This is a genomic window from Sphingobium sp. L-44, from assembly GCF_056859495.1.
On record NZ_JBSXOQ010000074.1, the window covers coordinates 61,025 to 83,668 of the forward strand.

Annotated in this window: 21 protein-coding genes; 11 read left to right on the forward strand and 10 right to left on the reverse strand. The window is 67.7% G+C overall.

The window, feature by feature from the left end; all coding sequences use genetic code 11:
- Positions 1-151 precede the first annotated feature (151 nt).
- On the forward strand, positions 152-697 hold the full coding sequence (locus AC13EK_RS07805) for a hypothetical protein (RefSeq protein ID WP_069338766.1): 546 nt from the start codon (positions 152-154) through the stop codon (positions 695-697).
- A gap of 3 nt (positions 698-700) precedes the next feature.
- Here AC13EK_RS07805 and AC13EK_RS07810 read toward each other — a convergent pair whose 3' ends face one another.
- The 3 genes from AC13EK_RS07810 to xseA are packed head-to-tail and all read right to left on the reverse strand — an operon-like array spanning position 701 to position 3,278.
- Complete coding sequence (locus AC13EK_RS07810) at positions 701-1,555, reverse strand: M23 family metallopeptidase (protein ID WP_483022151.1); 855 nt, start codon at positions 1,553-1,555, stop codon at positions 701-703.
- Positions 1,552-1,764, reverse strand: a complete 213-nt coding sequence (locus AC13EK_RS07815) for a DUF2093 domain-containing protein (protein ID WP_069338765.1) — start codon at positions 1,762-1,764, stop codon at positions 1,552-1,554. Before AC13EK_RS07815 ends, AC13EK_RS07810 begins: the two co-directional genes overlap by 4 nt.
- A gap of 23 nt (positions 1,765-1,787) precedes the next feature.
- Complete coding sequence (xseA, locus tag AC13EK_RS07820) at positions 1,788-3,278, reverse strand: exodeoxyribonuclease VII large subunit (RefSeq protein ID WP_069338764.1); 1,491 nt, start codon at positions 3,276-3,278, stop codon at positions 1,788-1,790.
- 7 nt (positions 3,279-3,285) lie between these two features.
- Here xseA and purD point away from each other — a divergent pair, with 7 nt between their 5' ends.
- Together purD and AC13EK_RS07830 are read left to right on the forward strand one after the other, a co-directional pair.
- Entirely contained in the window at positions 3,286-4,563 is a 1,278-nt protein-coding gene (purD, locus tag AC13EK_RS07825) for a phosphoribosylamine--glycine ligase (RefSeq protein WP_069338781.1), read from the forward strand.
- Positions 4,564-4,661: 98 nt separating this feature from the next.
- On the forward strand, positions 4,662-5,231 hold the full coding sequence (locus AC13EK_RS07830) for a hypothetical protein (RefSeq protein WP_069338763.1): 570 nt from the start codon (positions 4,662-4,664) through the stop codon (positions 5,229-5,231).
- Here AC13EK_RS07830 and AC13EK_RS07835 read toward each other — a convergent pair.
- Entirely contained in the window at positions 5,228-6,190 is a 963-nt protein-coding gene (locus AC13EK_RS07835) for an acyltransferase family protein (protein ID WP_069338762.1), read from the reverse strand. The two genes, AC13EK_RS07830 and AC13EK_RS07835, sit on opposite strands and share 4 nt — an antisense overlap.
- A gap of 207 nt (positions 6,191-6,397) precedes the next feature.
- On the opposite strand from AC13EK_RS07835, the gene AC13EK_RS07840 reads away from it, so the two are divergent.
- On the forward strand, positions 6,398-7,042 hold the full coding sequence (locus AC13EK_RS07840; protein ID WP_483022152.1) for a GDSL-type esterase/lipase family protein: 645 nt from the start codon (positions 6,398-6,400) through the stop codon (positions 7,040-7,042).
- On the opposite strand, the gene AC13EK_RS07845 is transcribed toward AC13EK_RS07840, so the two are convergent.
- From AC13EK_RS07845 to AC13EK_RS07860, 4 genes are read right to left on the reverse strand one after another with little or no spacing between them, the layout of a single operon-like run.
- Positions 7,043-7,840, reverse strand: coding sequence for a 3'(2'),5'-bisphosphate nucleotidase CysQ (locus tag AC13EK_RS07845; RefSeq protein ID WP_069338760.1), 798 nt, complete (start codon positions 7,838-7,840; stop codon positions 7,043-7,045).
- Positions 7,827-9,173, reverse strand: a complete 1,347-nt coding sequence (locus AC13EK_RS07850) for a TldD/PmbA family protein (protein WP_069338759.1) — start codon at positions 9,171-9,173, stop codon at positions 7,827-7,829. The genes AC13EK_RS07845 and AC13EK_RS07850 overlap by 14 nt, the downstream gene beginning before the upstream one ends.
- Before the next feature lie 39 nt (positions 9,174-9,212).
- Positions 9,213-10,133, reverse strand: coding sequence for an NAD(+) diphosphatase (gene nudC / locus AC13EK_RS07855; protein WP_069338758.1), 921 nt, complete (start codon positions 10,131-10,133; stop codon positions 9,213-9,215).
- Positions 10,120-11,190: an A/G-specific adenine glycosylase gene (locus AC13EK_RS07860; protein WP_069338757.1), complete on the reverse strand. Its 1,071-nt coding sequence runs from the start codon at positions 11,188-11,190 to the stop codon at positions 10,120-10,122. The genes nudC and AC13EK_RS07860 overlap by 14 nt, the downstream gene beginning before the upstream one ends.
- A gap of 26 nt (positions 11,191-11,216) precedes the next feature.
- Between AC13EK_RS07860 and AC13EK_RS07865 the strand changes: the two genes are divergently transcribed.
- The 5 genes from AC13EK_RS07865 (at position 11,217) to AC13EK_RS07885 (ending at position 17,952) form a co-directional block, all read left to right on the forward strand.
- Positions 11,217-11,759: a DUF721 domain-containing protein gene (locus AC13EK_RS07865; protein ID WP_069338756.1), complete on the forward strand. Its 543-nt coding sequence runs from the start codon at positions 11,217-11,219 to the stop codon at positions 11,757-11,759.
- A 41-nt stretch (positions 11,760-11,800) separates the two neighbouring features.
- Positions 11,801-12,469, forward strand: a complete 669-nt coding sequence (locus AC13EK_RS07870; protein WP_069338755.1) for a thioredoxin domain-containing protein — start codon at positions 11,801-11,803, stop codon at positions 12,467-12,469.
- Positions 12,470-12,513: 44 nt separating this feature from the next.
- Positions 12,514-13,248, forward strand: coding sequence for a thioredoxin domain-containing protein (locus AC13EK_RS07875; RefSeq protein ID WP_017501742.1), 735 nt, complete (start codon positions 12,514-12,516; stop codon positions 13,246-13,248).
- Between the two features lie 77 nt (positions 13,249-13,325).
- Positions 13,326-16,769 (forward strand): chromosome segregation protein SMC, encoded by a 3,444-nt coding sequence (gene smc, locus AC13EK_RS07880; RefSeq protein WP_069338753.1) that lies wholly within the window; start codon positions 13,326-13,328, stop codon positions 16,767-16,769.
- Between the two features lie 76 nt (positions 16,770-16,845).
- Positions 16,846-17,952, forward strand: coding sequence for a pyridoxal phosphate-dependent aminotransferase (locus tag AC13EK_RS07885; protein ID WP_069338752.1), 1,107 nt, complete (start codon positions 16,846-16,848; stop codon positions 17,950-17,952).
- Here AC13EK_RS07885 and AC13EK_RS07890 read toward each other — a convergent pair.
- Both AC13EK_RS07890 and ubiA read right to left on the reverse strand, forming a co-directional pair.
- On the reverse strand, positions 17,949-19,415 hold the full coding sequence (locus tag AC13EK_RS07890; protein ID WP_069338751.1) for a phospholipase D-like domain-containing protein: 1,467 nt from the start codon (positions 19,413-19,415) through the stop codon (positions 17,949-17,951). The two genes, AC13EK_RS07885 and AC13EK_RS07890, sit on opposite strands and share 4 nt — an antisense overlap.
- Positions 19,412-20,320, reverse strand: a complete 909-nt coding sequence (ubiA, locus tag AC13EK_RS07895; protein ID WP_010337527.1) for a 4-hydroxybenzoate octaprenyltransferase — start codon at positions 20,318-20,320, stop codon at positions 19,412-19,414. The genes AC13EK_RS07890 and ubiA overlap by 4 nt, the downstream gene beginning before the upstream one ends.
- Positions 20,321-20,415: 95 nt before the next feature.
- Here ubiA and AC13EK_RS07900 point away from each other — a divergent pair, with 95 nt between their 5' ends.
- Both AC13EK_RS07900 and AC13EK_RS07905 read left to right on the forward strand, forming a co-directional pair.
- Positions 20,416-21,162 carry a 16S rRNA (uracil(1498)-N(3))-methyltransferase gene (locus AC13EK_RS07900; protein ID WP_069338750.1) on the forward strand — a complete coding sequence of 249 codons (747 nt, stop codon included), beginning with the start codon at positions 20,416-20,418 and terminating at the stop codon, positions 21,160-21,162.
- A gap of 101 nt (positions 21,163-21,263) precedes the next feature.
- A complete protein-coding gene (locus AC13EK_RS07905; protein ID WP_010337529.1) occupies positions 21,264-22,637 on the forward strand; it encodes a glutamate--cysteine ligase in 1,374 nt (457 codons plus the stop codon).
- Positions 22,638-22,644 lie beyond the last annotated feature (7 nt).

The following is a 22,644-nucleotide window of genomic DNA, read 5'->3' on the forward strand; positions in this document are numbered from 1 at the left end:
GAAGGCGACGCAATGCTGCAATTGCGAGCGATGCTCTGTCAGTTTGTGACCAATGGCGGGATATTGCGGAGGCTGCCACCCTCTATTGACGACAGACTCGCGGGGTGCATGGTGGCGCCCATTGGCTGCAGATCGACGGAGAATCAAGCATATGAAGGCCCATCATGCGATGATTGTGGCACTACCGCTGTGTCTGGCCGCAACTGGCACGGTTGCGGCAGAGCGTCAGCAGCCGCGCGCTGAAATATTTACCGACCTTCTGAAATGTCGTGAAATCACCGAAGATCAGGCCCGCCTGGCCTGTTATGATCGGCAGGTCGGTGCCATGGACAGCGCCGCCCAGCGCGATGAGGTGGTGGTGCTGGACAAGACCGAACTCAACAAGACCCGGCGCACGCTGTTCGGCTTTTCCTTCCCCAAATTACCGTTCCTGGGCGGCGGCAACGAAGACGAGAAGAAGGAGGGTGCCGAGGCCGATGCCATGACGCAGATCGAAGCGACGATCGCGACGGCCAAGAATGTCGGCAACGGCAAATGGCTGATTACGCTGGAAGACGGCGCGGAATGGATGACTACCGAGGCGGTTACCTATCGCGATCCCAAGCCCGGCATGACGATCGAGATCAAGCGCGCCAGCATGGGCAGCTTCATGATCAAGATTGCCGGCCGGGCGGTGCGGGCGAAACGGGTCGGCTGATCCCTATCGCGCCTGCGGCATCGGCCCGGCGAGCAACAGCGGGTCGATGCGCGCGTCGTTCCATTTCATGCCCCAGTGGAGGTGGGGGCCGGTCGCACGGCCTGTGGCGCCGATCGCGCCGATGCGTTGCCCCTGTGCCACATGGTCGCCGGGCTTCACATCGATCCGCGACAGATGCAGGAAGGCGCTGTTGAGGCCATGGCCATGGTCGATCATCAGCAGATTGCCCTCCAGCGTGAAGGGGTGATCGGCGGCCAGGATCACCACCCCGTCGGCCGGCGCCACCACCGGCTCGCCGGTCGCGCCGGCGACATCGACGCCGCCATGATAGGCGCCGGGCTGCCCCTGATAGATGCGCTGCGACCCGAACAGGCCGGAAATCCGGCCGAGGCGCGGCCAGATGAAGCGCTGACGCCAGCCCTGCGCGTCCGTCACCGTGTCGCGTGCGGCGGCAATCTGCTCCAGTTCGGGCTTGCGCAGGGCGAGGAAGGCCTCGCTGCTCTTTGTCGGTCGCAGCGGCGCGTTGATCCGTTCCAGCCGCCATTCACGCGGTGCGACGGTCAGGGCGCGATCGATGACCCGGCCATCCGACAGGTGCGCGCTGAGCTTCGCCGGCGGCGGCGCGTCGCGATCGAAGGCGATCAGGAAGCGGCCATCAGCATCGACGGGCACCAGCTGGTCGCCGAAATGGAGCGCGACCGTGCCGGCCGGCGCATTGCCGAGCAAAGTGCCGCCCTGGATTGCCGGGCCGGACAGGATGAAATCGGCCGTGGCAACACTGGCCGGCGCCGCGCGCAGCATCGCCGGGGCAAGCGGCAGCGCGGTGAGGGCCAGCAAAGCGGCGAACCGACGCATCATCCGGCCGGGCGCGCCTTCAGCTCCGCCTCGACCGACAAGGCGGCGCTGGCATAGGGCTCCTGCCGGGCGATCGACCAGTAGCGCAAATCCTCCAGCGGGATGCGCTGGTCGGACACGGCGCACAGCACATGGTCGCCGGCCTGCAGCACGCGGAAGCTGTAGGGCATATAATGCAGCCGGGCCGGGCGGTCGCGGTTGGACATCAACATGAATCAGGCCTTTCTGCGGCGCATCAGGAGAAGAGGTCCTGCTGGCCACCTTCGACGGTGTCGCGCGGCTTGCGCGCGGGACGGGATGGGGCGGATATAGCGGGCGCGGCCGCGGCCTCAAGGGGCGCGGCGTCGATCGCGGCGGCCACGGCGCCATCTGCGAAGTGCAGGCTGACCTGGCCTGCGGCCTGCGCATCGACCACCGAACGGACCAGCCGGTCGCCCGCCATCACCCGCGCAAAGCCGCGCTGCAACGGCAGGTCGGGATTGACCGAGGTGAAGAGGCGCGAGAGGCGATCGAAGGCGATGGCGCGGTCGCGATAGACGCGGGTCAGATAATCGGGACGCAGCCGCAACCGGTCGACCCGCTCGGCCGCGCGGCTGACATATTGGCGCAGCAAGGCCGGGCGCAGCGCGCCACTGACCTGACCCAGATGGGCGCGGGCGTCGGCCAGCCGGTGGCGCAGGCCGCTGTTGAGACCGTCGGACAGAAGGTCTAGCCGCTGCCGCTGCGGCGCGAGCAACGTGTCGGGCGTCGGCATCAGCCGTGCCTGCATCTCCAGCCGTTCGCGCGCCTGCATCGCCCCGCGCCGCACCGCCCGGCTGGAGCGCAGGCCCATTTCACCCAGCATCGCCAGCAGTTCGGCGCGGACCGGCACGGCCATTTCGGCGGCAGCGGTCGGTGTAGGCGCACGCATGTCGGCGGCATAGTCGCACAAGGTCGTGTCGGTTTCATGCCCGACCGCCGAAATGGTCGGGATCGAGCATTCGGCGACAGCCCGGACGACGATTTCCTCGTTGAAGCTCCACAGATCCTCGATCGAGCCGCCGCCGCGCGCGACGATGACGAGATCGGGCCGGGGCAGCGGGCCGCTGCCGTCCATGGCGGAAAAGCCGCGCACGGCGCGGGCGATCTGTTCGGCTGCGCCCTGCCCCTGGACCAGCACCGGCCAGAGCAGCACCTGGGTCGGGCAGCGATCCGCCAGGCGATGGAGAATGTCGCGGATCACCGCGCCGGTGGGCGAGGTGACGACGCCGATGGTGCGCGGCAGGAAGGGCAGGCGGCGCTTGCGATCGCGATTGAACAGCCCTTCGGCCGCGAGCTTCGCCTTGAGCTTTTCGAGCAGCGCCATCAGCGCGCCCTCGCCCGCCAGCTCCATCCGGTCGATCACGATCTGATATTTGGACCGGCCGGGATAGGTGGTGAGCTTGCCGGTGGCGATCACCTCGACCCCGTCCTGCGGCTGGAAGGCGAGCCGCTGCGCCCCGCCCTTCCACATCACCCCGTCGAGCACGGCATTATCGTCCTTGAGCGCCAGATAGAGATGGCCCGAGGCCGCGCGCTTGAAGCCGGAAATCTCGCCGCGCAGGCGGACATGGCCGAAGCGATCCTCCACCGTGCGCTTCAACAGGCCCGACAATTCGCTGACACTGAGCGGCGGCGCGTTGTCCCCCGCCCTTTCCTCGGCTAACAGGCGGCCCGAACTGTCATAGGCATCAAATTCCGGGGACATGGCCGAGATGAACATCCTTCTGCTTGGCGGCGGCGGCCGCGAACATGCGCTGGCGTGGAAGCTGGCACAATCGCCACGCCTCTCGACGCTCTATGCGGCGCCTGGCAACCCCGGCATAGCCCAGCATGCCACGCTGGTCGACCTCGACGCGACGGATCATCGCGCGGTGCTGGATTTCTGCACCCGCCATTCGATCGCGCTGGTGGTGATCGGGCCGGAAGCCCCGCTGGTCGACGGCCTGGCCGATAATCTGCGCACCATGGGCGTCGCCGTGTTCGGCCCCGACAAGAAGCCGGCGCAGTTGGAAGGCTCCAAGGGCTTCACCAAGGATCTGTGCCAGCGCGCCAACATCCCGACCGCCGGCTATCAGCGCGTCACCAGCAAGGATGGCGCGATCGCCGCGCTCGACGACTTCACTTTGCCGGTGGTGATCAAGGCCGATGGCCTGGCCGCGGGCAAGGGCGTGATCATCGCCGAAACGCGGCAGGAAGCGCTGGACGCGCTCGACACCATGTTCTCCGGCGCATTCGGCAAGGCCGGCGAGGAAGTGGTGCTGGAAGAGTTCATGACGGGCGAGGAAGCCAGCTTCTTTGCCCTGACCGACGGCAGCGCGATCCTGCCCTTCGGTTCGGCCCAGGACCACAAGCGCGTCGGCGATGGCGACACCGGCCCCAATACCGGCGGCATGGGCGCCTACAGCCCGGCCCGCGTGCTGACCCCCGAACTGGAAGCGCAGGTGATCGAGCGGATCATCAAGCCGACGGTCGAGACGCTGGCAGCAGAAGGCATGCCCTATTCGGGCGTACTCTATGCCGGGCTGATGCTGACCGAGGAAGGCCCCAAGCTGATCGAATATAATGCCCGGTTCGGCGACCCCGAATGCCAGGTGCTGATGATGCGCTTCGACGGCGACTTGGTCGAGCTGCTGCTGGCGGTGGCCGAAGGCAGGCTGGCCGAGCAAGGGCCGGTCGCGCTGGCGGATCGCACCGCGCTGACCATCGTGATGGCGGCCAATGGCTATCCCGGCACGCTGGAGAAGGGCGGCGCGATCAACGGCATCGAAGCAGCCGAAGCACAGGGCGCCCGCGTCTTCCATGCCGGCACGGCAGAAAAGGATGGTGCGATCGTCGCCAATGGCGGGCGCGTGCTGAACGTCACCGCGACCGGCGATACGGTGGGCGCGGCGCAGGCCGCCGCCTATGCCGCGGTCGACGCGATCGACTTCCCGACCGGATTCTGCCGCCGCGACATTGGCTGGCGCGAGGTTGCCCGCGAGGCGCAATAAGGGCCAAACCGGCGCGGGATCGGGACATGTCCCTCTTGTCCCGCGCCGCCAAGCGTCCTTAAATAGGGCGACATATCCATCCCGGGAGGCAAAGGGCGATGCAGGAATTCTTCATGGACTATGGCCTGTGGCTGCTGATCGCGCTGCTGGTCGTGATCGGCCTGGTGTTCCTGCTGTCGGGCAAGGGCAAGTCGGCTGCGGTGGAAGACCCCGCCCCGGTGGCGCCGCCTGTGGCCGCCGAACCGATTGCCGAGCCCGTGATCGCGCCGCTGGTGGCCGCGCCCGACCCGGTGCCGGTTGCCGCGCCCGTCGCGGTCGAGCCGGTAGTGGTCGAGCCGGTGGTCGAGAAAGCGCCGGCGCCCGCACCCGTGGTCGAACCGGCCCCTGCACCGATCCCGGCATCGCCTGCCGTCGCGGCACCAAACGATGGCGCCGACGACCTGCTGAAGCTGAAGGGCGTTGGCCCCAAGCTGGGCGCGCTGCTGACCGAGCTGGGCGTGACCCGTTATGCCCAGATCGCCGGCTGGAGCGACAGCGACATCACCGCGATCGACGCGAAGCTGGGCAATTTCAAGGGGCGGCCGGTGCGCGACCAGTGGATCGACCAGGCCAAATATCTCGCTGCTGGCGACATTGCCGGCTTCGAAGCGAAATATGGCAAGATCTAAACCGTGACCGTTGCCGGTTCCGGTGGCATGGCGACCGGGGCCGGCCTGCGATGCGGCACCGCGCCCAGCAACAGGGGCGGCAATCGCCCCTGCCCCGCAAGCGCGCTGGCGATGTAGAGCAGCAGCACTGCACCAGCGAGGATGACGGCGCCGTGCGGGTCGAGCATCGCCACCAGCCCCATCACCAGCGGATGCCAGAGATAGAAGAACAGGCTTTCGCGCCCGATCCGGTTGATCGGGCCGAAATGGAGGCGCACCGCGGAAACGCTGGGCAGCAGCGCGATCAGCGCGAGACACATCAGCAAGCGGGCGGGCACGAAGGCAAGCGCATTGCCGGTGCCATAAAGATCCGACCACCAGAACAGGCCCAACGCCCCGACCAGCAGCACAGGCCACAGATAGCGTTTGGGCATGCCCCGTTCGGCCATCAGCATGCCGAAGAAGAAATAGACCGGATAGCGCAGGAAACGGCTGTCGGGCGACAACAGGCTGCCACCGACCGCGCCATGGTCGAGGCCGAAACTATACATGGTGGCCAGGCTGATGGGCGTGCCGATCGCTAGCAGCAATAGCGGCGAAAGCGGCAGCAGCCGGGTCACCAGGATCAACAGGAATAGCGCCGGCACATACCAGAGATGAAAGGGCGGACGCAGCAGCAGGTCGAGCGGCGTCTGCCAGGAAAGCAGGCCGCCGCTGGCCAGCCAATAGACGAGCATCGCCACCGCCCAGGGCAGCAGCATGCGTCGGCCATAGCGGCTGAACATCTCGCCAGTCGGCATGGAGCGGGTGCGGGTGACGTTGAGCAGATAACCGGAAATGCCGATCATCAGCGGCATGCGAAAACCCGAACCGATCCACAGCAGGACATGCTGCTGATGCGTCAATTCCATCGCATGCCCGCCCATGACGAGCAGGATCAGCAAGCCTTTCAGCAGGTCGATCGACGGGTTCTTGGTCACGATATGCTCGCAAAATTTGCCATCGAAACGATAGCGTCACAATATTGCCAAGCTCTTAAAATCCGCAATGGCATCATTCCGTCGCAGCCATCTTTTCTTAAGGAAAATATCGTTTAGACTTCGGCCATTAGCAGGAGGGTCGCCATCATCTTGCAGAGACTGGATACAGCTTTGGGCAAGCGTCTGCTGGCCCTGTCGATTTTTTGCGTGATCGTCGGGGGCTGGTTCGCCTTCACCCATTATCGCGATGCCAGCCAGACCCTGCCCGACGGGCAGGGGCGCGAAGGGCCGTGCGCCCTGTGGTTCGTGGGCAGTTCGTCGATCAAGCGCTGGACCAGCCTGGAGCAGGATATGGCGCCATGGGTCGCGCATAATCGCGGCATCAACAGCGCCACCTTCAACGAGATATTGCCGCGTTTCGCCAATATCGCGCCGGGAACGCCAAAACCGGCGGCGATCATCCTCTATGCCGGCGAGAATGACCTGGCGGGCGGGCGACAGCTACGGCCGATCTTCCACGATATGGCCCGCTTCCTGGAGATGCGGACGCAATTGCTGGGCGATGTGCCGGTCATCATATTGTCGATGAAGCCCAGTCCGGGGCGCTGGGCGATCTTTCCGCAGCAGCAAATCTATAATGATGCGACCCAGCGACTGATCCCGCACATGCAGAATGTCCATTATGCCGACATCACCACGCCGCTGCTGAAGGACGGCAAGCTGGGCGACAATTATCAGCCCGACAAGGTGCATATGAACGCGGCCGGCTATCGCATCTGGGCCGATGTGGTGCGGGCCCGGCTGAAAGACATTCTGCCGGAGAAGACGGTGAAAGCCTGCGCTGGCAGCTGATCAGGCCTTGCCCAATATCTCCTTCGCGCGCGGCGCGAGGCGGGCGGCGGCGGCGGCATGGATGCCCGGCGCCGCACAGAGCAGGCCGAAGGCGACCGGCTGGGGCCGGTTGAACGCAAGCGCATCACCCAGCGCATCGGTGACGATGGCGCCGGCCTCCTGCGCGATCAGGGCGGAGGCGGCGACGTCCCATTCATTGCCCCAGCGCACGGTGGCGACCAGATCAGCCTCATCGGCGGCGACCATCGCCATGCGCAGCGCAATGCTGTTGGGCTTGTCCACGGTGACGAGATCGCGATCGGCGCGCGGCAGCTGATCGGCGGGCACGCGGGCGCCGGGCAGCATGGTGCGATTGCCGGCATGCAGCGGCACGCCATTGCGGGTCGCCCCCTGCCCTGCCTGCGCAATCCACAATTCCTTGCGCGCGGGCGCCGCCAGAATGCCGAGCCTGACCGCGCCATCCTCGACCAGGGCGACCGAGACCGCCCAGCCGGGCCGGCCGCGCAGATAGTCGCGGGTGCCGTCGATCGGATCGACCACCCAGACGCGCGATACGCCGAGCCGATGCACGGTATCGGCCGTTTCTTCCGACAGCCAGCCGGCCTGCGGATCGATCGCCGCCAGCCGTTCGCGCAGCATGACGTCGATTTCCAGGTCCGCCTCGCAGACCGGATGGCCGGGCACCTTTTCCCACTGGCGCACGCGCGTCTCGCCATCGGCCCATAGCGCCAGCGCGCGATCGGCCGCATCGGTGACCGCCGCGACGACGGCCGGCAAAAGGGGCTCAGCCGCCGGCAACGGTCATCCCGTCGACGCGCAGGGTCGGCACGTTCATGGCATAGCGGAACATCAGGTCATTGGCCGGCACCAGGGTGCGGAACATGTCCTTCAGATTGCCGGCGATGGTGATTTCCGACACGGCCGGGCCGACCGCGCCATTTTCGATCAGAAAGCCGGCGGCGCCGCGGCTATAGTCGCCGGTGACGCCATTGACGCCCATGCCGATCAGTTCGGTGACATAGATGCCGCGCTTCACATCGGCCATCAGTTCGCCGACCGACAGGCTGCCCGCTTCCATATGGACATTGGTGATGCCCGCGCCCGGCGCACCGGCGCCGCCCCGGCTGGCATGGCCGGTGGGTTCCAGGCCAAGCTGGCGGGCCGAGGCGCTGTCCATCAGCCAGCCGGTCAGCACGCCATCCTCGATCAGCGCGCGGCGCTCGACCGGCAGCCCTTCGCCGTCGAACGGGCGCGAGCGCAGGCCGCGCGGCAGCAGCGGATCGTCGATGATCGTGATCCTGCTGTCGAACAATGTTTCGCCCAGCGAGTCCAGCAGGAAGCTGGAGCGGCGGGCGATCGCCGGGCCGACCATGCCGCCGATCAGATGACCGATCAGGCTGGAGCCGATGCGCGGATCGAAGATGACCGGCATGACGCCGCTGTCCACCTTGCCCGGATTGAGCCGCGCCACGGCGCGCTGGCCGGCGCGTATGCCGACCGCTTCGGCATCGTCCAGATCCTTCAGGTGGCGGCTGGCATGGCTGGCATGGTCGCGCTGCATGTCGGCGCCGCTGCCCGCGAGCACGCTGGCCCAGGTCGAATGATTGGTCGCGGCATAGGCGCCGGCAAAGCCATGGCTGGTGGCGAGCGCGACCTGGCTGCGGCCGCTGGCGGCGCCGCCGCCTTCGCTGTTGGTGATGCCGGGGATGCTGCGCGCCGCTTCTTCCGCGATCAGCGCGCGTTCGCGCAGCGCGGCGGGTTCGGGCTCCTCCTCGTCCACCAGGTCGAGCGAGGGCGCGCGCTTCTTGAGCAGCCGATCCTCCGGCGCCAGGCCAGCATAGGGGTCTTCCGGTGCCTCGCGCGCCATGGCGATGCTGCGGTCGATCAGGGTCGCGAGCGTCGCGGGGTTCATGTCCGACGCGGAAATGCTGGCCGAGCGCTGGCCGATGAAGACGCGAAGGCCGATCTCCTCGCCCTCGGACCGTTCGACATCCTCCAGCGCGCCGAGCCGCACCGCTACCGTGGTCGAGGCGTTGCACGCGTAGATGGCGTCGGCCGCGTCCGCCCCCGCCTTGCGCGCCGCCGTCACCAGATCCTGCGCGCGCGACTGGGCTTCTTCGAGGCTGAGCATAAGGGGAGGTCGATCCTGTAGTGAAGACGAAGCCGGGCCTTACGCCCTTGCGTCGGACGGGGCAACCGCGCCGCGCAGCCAATGGTCGAGCAGATGCCAGGCGACCGCCATGCGCGGCGGCGCCAGGAAAGGCGCGTCGGGATCGCCCGCCAGCGCCGCGGCGACGCCATCGGCATCGCACCAGAAGGCATGTTCGATCTCGGTCTCGTCCAGGGTCAGCGCGGGATCGTCACACTGGGCGACGCAGGCGATCATCAGCGAGGAGGGGAAGGGCCAGGGCTGGCTCATCACATAGCGGACCGAATGGACATTGATGCCGGCTTCCTCCTTCAGTTCGCGCGCGACCGCTTCCTCGACCGTCTCGCCCGGTTCGATGAAGCCGGCGAGCGCGGAATAGCGGCCGGGGGGCCAGCTATGCTGGCGGCCGAGCAGGACCCGTCCCTCATGCTCGGCGAGCATGATCGAGACCGGATCGACGCGCGGGAAATGTTCGGAGGCGCAGGTTTCGCAGCGCCGCGCCCAGCCGGCCTTGTGCGCATGGGTCGGCCCACCGCAGACCGAGCAGAAACGGTGGCGGGCGTGCCAATGGACCAGGCTGCGCGCGGTGCCGTAAAGGGCGACATCGGCGGCCGAGACGAGATCGGCGAGGCCACGCGATCGCGGCGTCGCATTGGGGCCTTGGTCCAGCGTCTCGACCAGATGGGCGAAGATCGGCCGGTCCTGCAGGTCGACGCCGAGCAATACATGTTGTTCGATCCGGGCATCGGGAGCGAGCGGCGCCAGGGCCAGGCCATGATCGTCCGTCACCGGCTCCAGCCCTTCGAGGATCAGCAGCCGGGCATTGGGCGAGGCAAAGGCCTGCGCATGGAGCGCGGGATTGCTGCGGATATGATCGACCCGATCGAGCGTGCCGCCGACGAAACCGGGCAGGCCGTGCGCTTGGGGGTCAGTTCCGTGCATCGTCCGTCATCTCCTTCATCGCCGCATCGGCCGCCCGCGCGAACAGGGTGGGTAGCCCCGCCTCGCCGATCCGGGCGCGCGGCCACCATTCGCCCGCGCCCGCCGGCACATGGTCCAGCCCCACATGGGTAGTGTGGATGCTGAGCGCCAGCGAGAAATGGGTGAAGACATGGGCGACCGGCGGATCAATGGTCCGCCACTGCGCGGCGAAGGGCGGCGTGGCGTCGGGTGCGGCATTCCAGTCGGAACTGGGCAGCGCGCGCATGCCGCCCAGCAATCCCTTGTCCGGGCGCCGCACCAGCCAGACCTGGCCATCGCTGCGTTCAATCCACCAGGCATGGCCGAGACGATGGGGCTTGGCCTTTTTCGGCGCCTTGACCGGGAAGACGGCAGGATCGGCGGTGCGCACCGCCGCGCAATCCTGACGCAGCGGGCAGATGCCGCAGGCCGGGTTGCGCACCGTGCAGATGGTGGCGCCCAGGTCCATCATCGCCTGGGCAAAATCGCCTGCGCGCAGATCCGGCGTGATGCTGTCGGCCGCGGCGCGGATGGCCGGCCGGGCGGCGGGCAGCGGTGTCGCTATCGCGAACAGCCGGGCGACCACCCGCTCGACATTGGCGTCGACCACCACGGCGCGCCGGCCGAAGGCGATGGCGGCGACAGCGGCAGCGGTATAGGCGCCCAGGCCCGGTAGGGCGCGCAACGCGTCCTCCGTATCAGGGAAGCGGCCGCCATGGTCGGCCACAACGGCGCGGGCGCAGGCCAGCAGGTTCCGGGCACGGGCATAATAGCCCAGCCCCGCCCAGGCGGCCATCAGGTCGGCGTCGGCGCTGGCGGCCAGATCCTCCACCGTCGGCCAGCGGACCGTGAATTTCTCGAAATAAGGGCCGACCGCCGCGACCGTGGTCTGTTGCAGCATCACTTCGGACAGCCAGACATGATAGGGATCGGCCGCATTGGCGCCCGGCGGCGCGCGCCAGGGCAGGCGCCGGGCATGGACGTCATAATGGGCCAGCAGATCCCGTGCGATTTTTGAACCCGACATCTCGACGCGCATGGCGGCCCTATGCCATGTAGCGCGCCATGACGGAACGCCCCCCGACCGCGAAAAAGACGAGCCGCGCCGCGCCGCCGGCCGAGCGCCCCCGCGTGGGTGCGCCGCGCGCGATCGCCGACCTGATGCCGGAGATCGGCCGTACCGCATTCCGCAAGTTCGGTTTCGTCCAGTCGAGCATCGTCACCCGCTGGAACGATATCGTCGGCGCCGACTATGCCGCGATCACCGCGCCCGAATCGATCCGCTTTCCGGTCGGCCAGAAATCGGGCGGCACGCTGCAACTGACCGTGATGAGCGGCCATGCGCCGATGATCCAGCATGCGCTGCCCGACATCATCGAGCGGGTGAACCGCTTCTTCGGCTATGCCGCCGTCGCCAAGGTGGCGATGAAGCAGGGCATGGTCGGTCCCGCACCGGTCGAGCGGCGCCCGCCGCCCCGCAACCTCAAACCCATTCCGGTCGAGCTGGGGGATTCCCTGCGCGACATCGGTGACCCGGAATTGCGCAAAGTCCTCGAATCGCTGGCACAGGGGCTTGCGAATTCGAATGGCCTGCCCAAGATCGGTTGATGCAACCCGCCCCGTCCGGGGCGATGCCTTAGGACTGCCCCATGACCAAGTTCCGCCTTTCCCTGCTTGCCCTGATCGCCGTTCCCGCCATCGCCGTCGCCGCCGCGCCCAACTGGGTCGCGCAGGTGGTGCGTTCGCCGATCGGCGGCCATGTCATGGGCAACCCTGCCGCGCCGACCAAGCTGGTCGAATATGTGAGCTATACCTGCAGCCACTGCGCCCATTTCGTGAATGACGCGAGTGCATCGCTGAAGGCCGATTATGTGAAGGGTGGCAAGGTCAGCGCCGAAGTGCGCAACGCGGTGCGCGACAAATATGACCTGACCGCCGCGCTGCTAGCCCGCTGCGGCGGCGCCAAGCGCTTCATGGGCAATCATGAGGCGCTGTTCGCCAACCAGGATGCCTGGATGGAGCAGATCATGGCGTACGACAAGGGCGCGGCCAAGCCGACCGAGCAGAAGGCGGCGCTGCGCGACATCGGCCAGAAGACCGGCCTCTATGCGCTGATGAACAAGCGCGGCTTCACCAATGCGCAGCTCGACGCCTGCATCGCCGACCCGGCATCGGAAAAGGCGATCCTGGCGATGACCGAGGAGGCGTGGAACAAGGTCAAGATCACCGGCACGCCCGGCTTCGTCGTCAACGGCACGCTGGTCCAGGGATCGACCTGGGAGTTGCTCAAGGCCGCATTGCCCGCAGCCGCCCGCTGATCTAAACCGTCCCCAACTATCCATAATTCGGAGCGTCGCCCGTCGTGAAAGTCCTGTCCGGCCTTGCCCTTATCGCCCTGTCCCTGACGCTTGCCGGTTGCGGCAAGAAGGATGAGGGCAATGCAACCTCCGCCGCGCCGATCGCCGCCGTGGCCGCGCCCGCCGGCACCAGCTGGTCGGAAACCGTCGCCGAAACGCCCGAAGGCAATTTCGTGATGGGCAATCCCGCCGCCAAGTTGAAGCTGGTCGAATATGGCTCCTTCACCTGCAGCCACTGCCGCGACTTCGCCCATGAATCGTCGGAAGAACTGAAGGCGATGGTCGATAGCGGTAAGATCAGCTACGAATTCCGCGTCTATGTCCGCGACCCGATCGACATCACGACGGCGCTGCTGGCCCGTTGCGGCGGCAAGGACATCTATTATCCGCTGTCGGAACAGTTCTTCGCCAACCAGAGCGCGATGTTCGAAAAGGCGCAGGGCCTGGGCGACGCCCCCTATCAGGCGATGGTGTCGGCGCCGCCGGCGCAGCGTTTCGGCCAGCTGGCCAACGCGCTGGGCCTCATTGACTATGCCAAGCAGCGCGGCATTGCCGAGGATCAGGCCAAGCAATGCCTGGCCGACACGGCAACTGCCGAGAAGCTGGCCAAGGGCGTCGAAGCGGCCAATGCCCAATATAATATCTCCGGCACGCCGACCTTCCTGATGAATGGCGTGGTGGTCGAGAATGCCTCGTCCTGGCCGGTGCTGAAGAACAAGCTCAAGGAAGCGGGTATCTGATTGGCGCAAGGGGGGGCGACATCTGAAGGCCTGAGGCCCAAAGAGACCGGGGCGGCACCCTGCCCCGGCGTTTCCCCATGCAGATAAAGCGGCTCAAGCTTTCGGGCTTCAAGAGCTTCGTCGATGCGACCGAATTGCGCATCGAGCCGGGCCTGACCGGCATTGTCGGGCCCAATGGCTGCGGCAAATCCAACCTCTTGGAAGCGATCCGCTGGGTGATGGGCGAATCCAGCGCCAAGTCGATGCGCGGCGGCGGCATGGAGGATGTGATCTTCGCCGGCACCACCAGCCGGCCGCAGCGCGACTTTGCCGAAGTATCGCTGCTGACCATCCAGGAACAGGGCGAGCTGTTCAACGCGGTCGATGTCGGCGCCGATGGCGAACTGGAAGTCACGCGCCGGATCGAACGCGGCGCGGGCAGCGCCTATCGCGCCAATGGCAAGGATGTGCGCGCCAAGGATGTGGCGCTGATCTTCGCCGACGCCGCCACCGGCGCGCACAGCCCGGCACTGGTCAGCCAGGGGCGGATCGCCGCCGTCATCGCGGCCCGGCCACAGGAACGGCGCGCCATGCTGGAAGAGGCGGCGGGGATCGCCGGCCTGCATGTCCGGCGCAAGGATGCCGAGCAGAAATTGCGCGCGGCCGAGGGCAATCTGGCCCGGCTGGACGAGATATTGGCCGATATGGACAGCCGCGCCGGCAATTTGCGGCGCCAGGCGCGCGCGGCGGAACGCTATATCCGCCTGTCCGAACAGATCCGCATATCCGAGGGTCGGGTGATCTTCGCCCGCTGGCGCGAGGCCAATGCCAGTGCCGAGGCGGCGCGGGCCGAAGCGAAGCTGGCCGAAGCCACGGTGGGCGCGGCGCAGGAGGCGCTGACGGCAGCCAATGTCCATAGCAGTGCCGCGGTGACCGCGCTGGCTGAGCGGCGGGCGGAGGCATTGGCGACGCGCGATGCCGCCAGCGAATCCGGCCACCAGCTCAACACGCTGAAGGCAGAGCGCGACGGGGTGGTGCGCCGGCTGCATGACCTGGCGCAGCAGGCGGCGCGGCTGGACGAGGATCGCGAGCGCGAGGGCACGCTGGCCAATGACGCGGCCGAGGCGATTGCGCGGCTGACGGCCGAGGTCGCGAGCCTGAAGGGCCGGATTGCCGAGACCGAGGCGATGCGCCCCGATTTCGCCGCGCGTATCGCCCGCGCCGAGGATGGTGCGCGCGATGCCGAGCTGGAGCTGGCCAGGGCGATGGCCAAGCAGGCGGGCGAGCAGGCCGAGCTGCGCGTCGCGGAGGCGGCGCTGGCGGCGGCGCGCGACCGGCTGGGCCGGGCGGAGCAGGCGATGCGGCGGCTGGAGGGGGAGGCGGCGGCCTTGCCCGATGCCGCGCCGCTGGAGGCGAAGCGCGACGAGGCGGCGGCGGCGCAGGTCCGCGCCAATGCGGATCGCGAGGCGGCGGAGGCAGCGATCGCGACGGCCGAGACGGAGCGGCAGGTGGCGAGCGAGGCGCGGTCGGCAGCGGAGGCCGCGCTGGCATCGGCACGGGCCGCGCTGGCGGCGCTGGACAGCGAGGCGACGGCGCTGCGCAAGGCGATCGATGCCGGCGGCAGCGGCCGGGCGCGGGCGCTTGACCAGTTGAAGGCGGCACCGGGCTATGAGCGGGCGCTGGCGGCAGCGCTGGGCGATGATCTGGAGGCGCCGATCGGGGCGGAAGGGCCGCGCCGCTGGGCGGGTGCTGAAGCGTTGAAGGATGATCCCGGCTTGCCCGACGGCGCCAGCCCGCTGGCGGCGCATGTGACCGCGCCCGCGGCGCTGGCGCGGCGGCTGGCGCAGGTGGCGGTGGTGGAGCGCGACAACGGCCAGGCGCTGCAGGTCGGCCAGCGGCTGGTGACGCTGGATGGGCAATTGCGGCGCTGGGACGGCTATGTCGCGGTCGAGGGCGGCGCGGCGGCCGCCGAACGACTGATCCGCATCAACCGGCTGGAGGCGATCGATGCTGCGCGCCCAGAGGCGGCGCAGGCGGTCGAAACGGCACAGGCGGAGCAGGCCGAGGCTGGCGCGCGCGAGAAGGCGGCAGTGGATGCGCTGGCGACAGGCCGCACCAAACTGGGCGATGCGGACCAGCGGCTGCGCACGACGCTGCGCGCGGCGGACGAGGCGGCGGGGGCGCTGGAGCGGCTGAGCGGCAAGCGCGAGGCGATCGAGGAACGGCTGGCCGAGGCGCGGCGCGACCAGGGGGCGGCGCAGGCCGAGCATGACAAGGCCTCGTCCGCGCGCGCCGCCCTGCCCGATGGCGCCGAAACGCGGGCGCAGGTGGCGGCACTGTCGCAGGCGAGCGAGAAGGCGCGCATGGCCGTCAGCCAGTTGCAGGCCGACCAGGCGCTGGCCGACCGGGCGCTGTCGAGCGACCGCGAACGCATGGCAGCGGCCGATGCCGAAGCCAAGGGATGGAACACCCGCGCCGGCGAGGCCGCCAAGCGCATCGCCGCCATGGCATCACGCGGCGAGACGGTGGTGCAGGAGCGTGCCGCGATCGAGGGCCAGCCCGAGGCACTGGGCGCCACGATCGCCACGCTGACCGAGGAGCGCGAGGCGCAGGTCGAACGCGCCGAACAGGCCCGCCGCGCCGAGATCGAGGCCGAGGCGACGCTGAAGGCAACCGAAAAGCGTGCGGCCGATGCCGGCGAGGCGCTGGCCGGTGCGCGTGAGGCGCGGGCGACAGCGGTGGCGCGGGCAGAGGCGGCGGACGAGCGGCGGATCGAGACCAACCGCCTGTCGGGCGAGCGGTTCGAATGCCCGCCGCCGGTGCTGCCGGAGAAACTGGGCTTTCCCAGCGCCGACATCCGCATCGCCCAGAGCGAGCAGGCCGAGCATGACCGACTGTCGGCCGAGCGCGAGCGGATCGGCCCGGTCAATCTGGTCGCGGCGCAGGAGCTGGAGGAGCTGGAGACGATCCAGGCGACCAGCCGGTCGGAAAGCGCGGAACTGACCCAGGCGATCAACCAGCTGCGCGGATCGATCGGCAGCCTCAACCGCGAGGGGCGGCAGCGGCTGCTGGCCGCGTTCGAGGCAGTGGACGGCCATTTCCGCCGGCTCTTCACCACCCTGTTCAATGGCGGCCAGGCGCATCTGGAACTGATCGACAGCGACGATCCGCTGGAGGCGGGGCTGGAGATCATGGCCCAGCCGCCGGGCAAGAAGCTGGCGGCGCTGACTTTGTTGTCGGGCGGCGAGCAGGCGCTGACTGCGGTGGCGCTGATCTTCGGCCTATTCCTCACCAATCCGGCGCCGATCTGTGTGCTGGACGAAGTCGACGCGCCGCTGGACGATGCCAATGTCGAGCGTTTCTGCGACCTGCTCGACGCGATGGTCGCCCAGACCCGGACCCGCTACCTGATCGTCACCCATAATGCGGTGTCGATGGCGCGCATGCACCGCCTGTTCGGCGTCACCATGGTGGAGCGCGGCGTCAGCCGGCTAGTGTCTGTCAACCTGCACGGCGCCGAGGCGCTGCTGGCGGCGCAATAGGGCCAGCGCCGCGCAACCGGTCCTTGCCGCCGCGTGTCGGCTGGCGAAGCTGGCGGCCTGATCACGGAGTTGTGCCATGGACCTGCCGCCCTTTGCCCTCGACCATTGGCTGTCGGCCTATGATTTCGCGACGCCGCCGATCGCCTATAATCTGGCGTCGAGCACCGGGCCGCGCTGGAGCGTGGCCGAGATTTGCGCGCTGGGCGACGCGCCGCTGGCGATCGACGACACCGTGCTGAGCTATGCCCCGCCCGAGGGGAGCACGGCCTTGCGCGCGGCGATCGCCGCCTTTCATGACAGCGAAGCTGACAGGGTGGTGGTCACCACCGGATCGTCGGAGGCGCTGTCGATCTTCTTCTGTCTCGCGGCGCGGCCGGGCGCGCATATGCTGATGCCCGATCCGGGCTATCCGGCCTATGCGGCGGTGGCGCAGGCCTGGGGACTGGGGACGCAGCACTATGCGCTGACCCGTGAGACCGGCTTTGCGCAGGATGTGGATGCGATCCTGGCGCTGGTCGATGGCGACACCGCCGGGGTGGTGGTCAACACGCCGCACAATCCCAGCGGATCGGTGATGCCGCGCGCGGAGATCGCACGGCTGGCGGCGGCGCTGGCCGAGCGCGGCGTGCCGCTGCTGGTCGATGAGGTCTACCATCCGCTCTATTTCGGCGCGCCGCAGCAATCGGCCGCAGGCATCCCCAATGTCTATGTCACCAGCGACATGTCGAAGGCGCTGTCGCTGCCGGGGCTCCGGATGGGCTGGATCATCGCGCCCGACGACGCACAGCGCGCCCGGATCATCGACGCGCGCAGTTATTTCACGATCAGCAGTTCGCCGCTGCTGGAGCGGCTGGCGACCCATGCGCTGGAGCATAGCGCGGCCATCACCGATCGGTTGAAGGCCGTTGCCACTGTCAACATCGCTGTCCTCGACCGACTGATCGCGGAAGCCGACGGCAAGCTGCAATGGGTGCGGCCGCAGGGGGGCACCACCGCCTTCCCCTGGCTGGGCGACGGGCGCAACAGCCGACCGCTGTGCGAGGCGCTGGCGGCGCAGGGTGTGCTGCTGGCGCCGGGCGACTGCTTCGGTCAACCGGCGCATATCCGGCTGGGCTTCGCGCAGCAGGCCGAAGGCTTCGCGATCGCGGTGGAGCGGATCGCGACTGCCCTCACTATAGTTTAGCTCCGGCCGAACCAGCCCTTCATCCGGCGGAACAGGCCGCGCTCGCTGACCGCTTCGAACATCTCGTCCGGGCCTTCGGGATCAAGCACCTCATTGTCGGCGAGCCAGGCCTGGACATCGGCGAGGTCCGGCACCTCATAGGGGCGCAGGGTGCGACCCGGCTTGGTGCGCAATTCCTCGATCGCGGCGATCAGGCCGCGCTGGGCGATCACCGCCGACACCCGTTCGCGCGGCAAGTCGAGATGTTCGGCGATCAGGTCGTCGCGAATGGCCAAGATCGCCTCCTGCCGGCCGTCATTGCCGGGCAGCGCGGTGTCGATCACCACGTCGCATTCGGTATCGAGCCGCATCGAGCGGTTGTTCATGTTGGACGATCCGACGCGGATCAGCCGATCGTCGACGATCAATATCTTGGCATGGACATAGATGGGGGCGCCGCGCGTGGTGAAGGGGTGGTAGATGCGCAGCTTGCCATGCGGGTCACGCTCCTTGAGCGCCTCGAACAGGCGGGCGCGAGCGGTGTCCATCGCCTGCTGTTCCAGCCAGCCATCGGCCTGGAGCGGGTTGATGATGACGATGTCCGGTCCGTCCGGATCACCCAGCCGCTTGGCGATCGCCTCGGCAATGCGACGCGAGGCGAAATATTGGCTTTCGGCATAGATGCAGTGCCGGGCGGCCGCGATCTGGTGGAGATAGAGCTTCTCGATCTCGATCAGTTCGTCCTGATCGTCCATCTTCGGCGCGGAGCGGGCAATGGCGACGTCGACATGCTCGAAATGGACCGGCAGCGCGTCGGGCCAGCAATCATATTCACCCTCGACCGGGGCCAGTTCATCACCGCCGGCGCCGACCCAGCGGGCGCGGGCATGGTCGCCCAGCGCCATCGCCACCGGCCCCTGCAAGGCGGTGGTCGCATCATGCCAGGGGCCATAGGGCGAGCCGTCGGGATGGCGACGGGCAGGATCCTCGTCGCGATGATGGCGCGTGTCCCAGCGGTCGCCGGTCATGTCGATGCCGCCGCAAAAGGCGAAGCAATCGTCGATCACCACGATCTTCTGGTGATGCGAGGCGGCGGGGGGATGATGGCCGTCCAGCTTCAACGTGACGCGCGGATGGGCCATCCATTTGAGCGTGGTGAAGAGGTTGGTCGGCCGGACCATCGACTTCATCGCGCCCATGTCCCAGCGCAGCAGATAGATTTCCAGGTCCGGCGTGCGTTCCACCAGCCAGCTGATGAAGTCGCCGATCACCACCGGCGCGCCATCATCGGCCTGGTCTTCGCGGATCAGGCTGATCGCGGCGTCGAAATCCCAGCCGATCAGCATGATCCGCTTCTTCGCCTTCAGCATCGCGGCGCGGGCATGGCGGAAATAGGCGTCGGCATCGACGATCACGCTGGCGCGCACCGCCTGTTCGATGCGCCAGCAATCCTCGCCGGGGGTGGGGAGACCGGTCATGCTCATGCGCCGGCACTCCCGACGACCAGACAGGCAAGGAACATCAGCAATCCTGCAAAACGGTTGGAGCGGAATTTGACGAGCGGATCGGTGCCGTCTTCCTTCAGCGTGCCGACCTGCCAGAGCAGATGGGCGGCCATCGGCGCCAGCGCGACCAGCGCCAGCAGCTGCGGCCGGACCTGCCAGATGGCACTGGCCCAGAGCGCAAGCGCGACGAGATAGCAGAGCGTTACCCCGCCCCGGACATGGCGGCCCATCGACAGGGCGCTGGAGCCGATGCCGATCAGCGCGTCATCCTCCCGGTCCTGCAGCGCATAGATGGTATCATAGCCCAGCACCCAGAAGATGCAGCCGGCATAGAGGCACAGGCCCGGCAGGGTCAGCGCGCCGGCAATCTCGCTCCAGCCGACCAGCGCCGCCCAGGAAAAGACGATGCCGAGCCAGACCTGCGGCCAGCCGGTGATCCGCTTCATGAAGGGATAGGCGGCAACCAGTGCCAGCGAGCCGAGCGCCACGACCTGGGCATAGCCGCTGAGCTGAAACAGCACGATCAGGCCGATCAGGCAGAGCGCGAGCAGCCAGGCCCAGGCGGTCTTGACCGACATCGCGCCGCTGGCGAGCGGCCGGGCGGCGGTGCGCGCGACCCGCGCGTCGAGATCGCGATCGACGATGTCGTTGAAGACGCAGCCTGCGCCGCGCATCGCGATGCTGCCGAGCAGCAGCCAGAGGATCAGCGGCCAGCGGACAAAGGCACCGCCCGCCAGTGCCACCGCCCAGGCCCCAGGCCAGAACAGCAGCCACCAGCCGATCGGCCGGTCGAGTCGGGCCAGAGAGGCCAGGATTCGCGGGGTTTCCGGCAGGCGCGCAAGCAGGCCGCGCGCTTCGCTGTCGGGGACGATCGACTGATTCACTGCAACTCCGTTCGTCCCGCGCTTGTCGGGAACGCGCTTTCCTCTTTAGGGAAGATCGGGCCGACGACAAGCGCGGCCGGAATGGACGAGACAAAATGACCGCTACCCCCGCCTGGCCGCCGCAGAGCGCCCCGCGCCTGCATGTCGAAACGCTGCTGGGCGAAGGGGTGGCCGTGCCGGTCGACGGCAACGGCGCCCATTATCTGATCAGCGTGATGCGGGTGAAGCCGGACGATATCGTGCTGCTGTTCGACGGCAAGTCGGGCGAATGGGCGGCGCGGGCGCGGGATATCCGCAAGCGCGACCTGGTGCTGGAATGTGTGGCCCAGACCAAGCCGCCGGAGGTGGTGCCCGATTTCTGGCTGTGCTGCGCGCCGATCAAGAAGGGGCGGATCGACCTGATCGCGGAAAAGGCGTGCGAGCTGGGCGTGGCGCGATTGCAGCCGGTGCTGACCCGGCGGGCGGTGGTCGACAAGCTCAATCTCGACCGGCTGCACGCCCATCTGGTCGAGGCAGCCGAACAATGCGGCCGCACCGCCCTGCCCGAGCTGACCGAGATGGTGAAGCTCGACGCGCTGCTGAAGGGCTGGTCGGCCGAGCGACATCTGTTCTTCGCCGACGAGACTGGTGGGGCATTACTGGACGAAACCTTGCGCGCCCATCCCGGCCCGGCAGCCTTCCTGGTCGGGCCGGAGGGCGGATTCGATCCGGCCGAGCGCGAGGCGATCCGGGCGACGCCGGGTGCCGTTCCTGTGTCGCTTGGCCCGCGAATCCTGCGCGCGGAGACGGCCGCGATCGCCGCGACGGCGGCCTGGATGACGGTGAATGGCGACTGGGGCTAATGGTTTTCTTCCGCAACCAATTGAAGCGGACATAGGCCTGCCTTATCTGTCGCATTCGCGCCTCGATTTGACGCGCAAAGGGGAAAGACTAAGGGCGGGGCATGAGCACCAGAACAGACTCGGGCGGACATGATCCCGTCATCGAAAGCCGCGACCAGCTGATCGCGGCCTTTGCCAAGGGCGCCAAGCCCAAGGATCGCTGGCGGATTGGCACCGAACACGAGAAATTCGTCTATTCGACGAAGGACCATCACGCCCCGGCCTATGAGGAAAAGGGCGGCATCCACACGCTGCTGATCGGCCTGACCCGCTATGGCTGGAGCCCGGTGTTCGAGGGCGAGAATATCATCGCCTTGTCCGGCGCCGACGGCACGATCAGCCTGGAACCCGCAGGCCAGTTGGAACTCAGCGGTGCGCCGCTCGACAATCTGCACCAGACCTGCGCCGAGACCGGCCGCCATCTGGAACAGGTCAAATATGTCGGCGACATGCTGGGGCTGGGCTTCCTGGGGCTGGGCATGTGGCCCGACAAGACCCGCGCCGAACTGCCGATCATGCCCAAGGGCCGGTACGACATCATGCTGCGGCACATGCCGCGCGTGGGATCGATGGGCCTGGACATGATGCTGCGCACCTGCACCATCCAGACCAACCTCGATTATGGCAGCGAGGCGGACATGGTGCAGAAGTTCCGTGTCTCGCTGGCGCTGCAGCCGCTCGGCACCGCGCTGTTCGCCAATTCGCCCTTCACCGAGGGCAAGCCGAACGGCTTCCTGTCCTATCGCAGCCATATCTGGTCGGACACCGACCCGCAGCGCACCGGCATGCTGCCCTTCGTGTTCGAGGATGGCTTCGGTTACGAGCGCTATGCCGACTATGCGCTCGATGTGCCGATGTATTTCGTCTATCGCGACGGCAAATATATCGACGCGGCGGGGCTTAGTTTCCGCGACTTCCTCGACGGCAAGCTGTCGGTGCTGCCGGGCGAGAAGCCGACCGAGAAGGATTGGGAGGATCATCTCTCCACCGCCTTCCCCGAAGTGCGCCTCAAGAGCTTCCTGGAAATGCGCGGGTCCGACGGCGGGCCGTGGAATCGCATCTGCGCGCTGCCGGCTTTGTGGGTCGGCCTGCTCTATGACCAGGGTGCGCTCGACGCGGCTTGGGATCTGGTCAAGGACTGGAGCATGGAAGAGCGGCAGATACTGCGCGATTCCGTGCCGAAGCTGGGCCTCGACGCGCCGGTGTCGGGCGGGCGTACGCTGCGCGACATCGCGCCGCAGGTGCTGGATATCGCCCGCTCAGGGTTGGCCGCGCGCCAGCGGTTCAACGCGGCGGGCGACAATGAGACCGGCTATCTGTCGGCGCTCGACGAAGTGATCGCGACCGGCAAGACCCCGGCCGAGCGGCTGCTCGACCGCTATCATGGCGAATGGGGCGGCGATGTCAGCCGCGTCTATGCCGAGGAAAGCTTCTGATCCTACC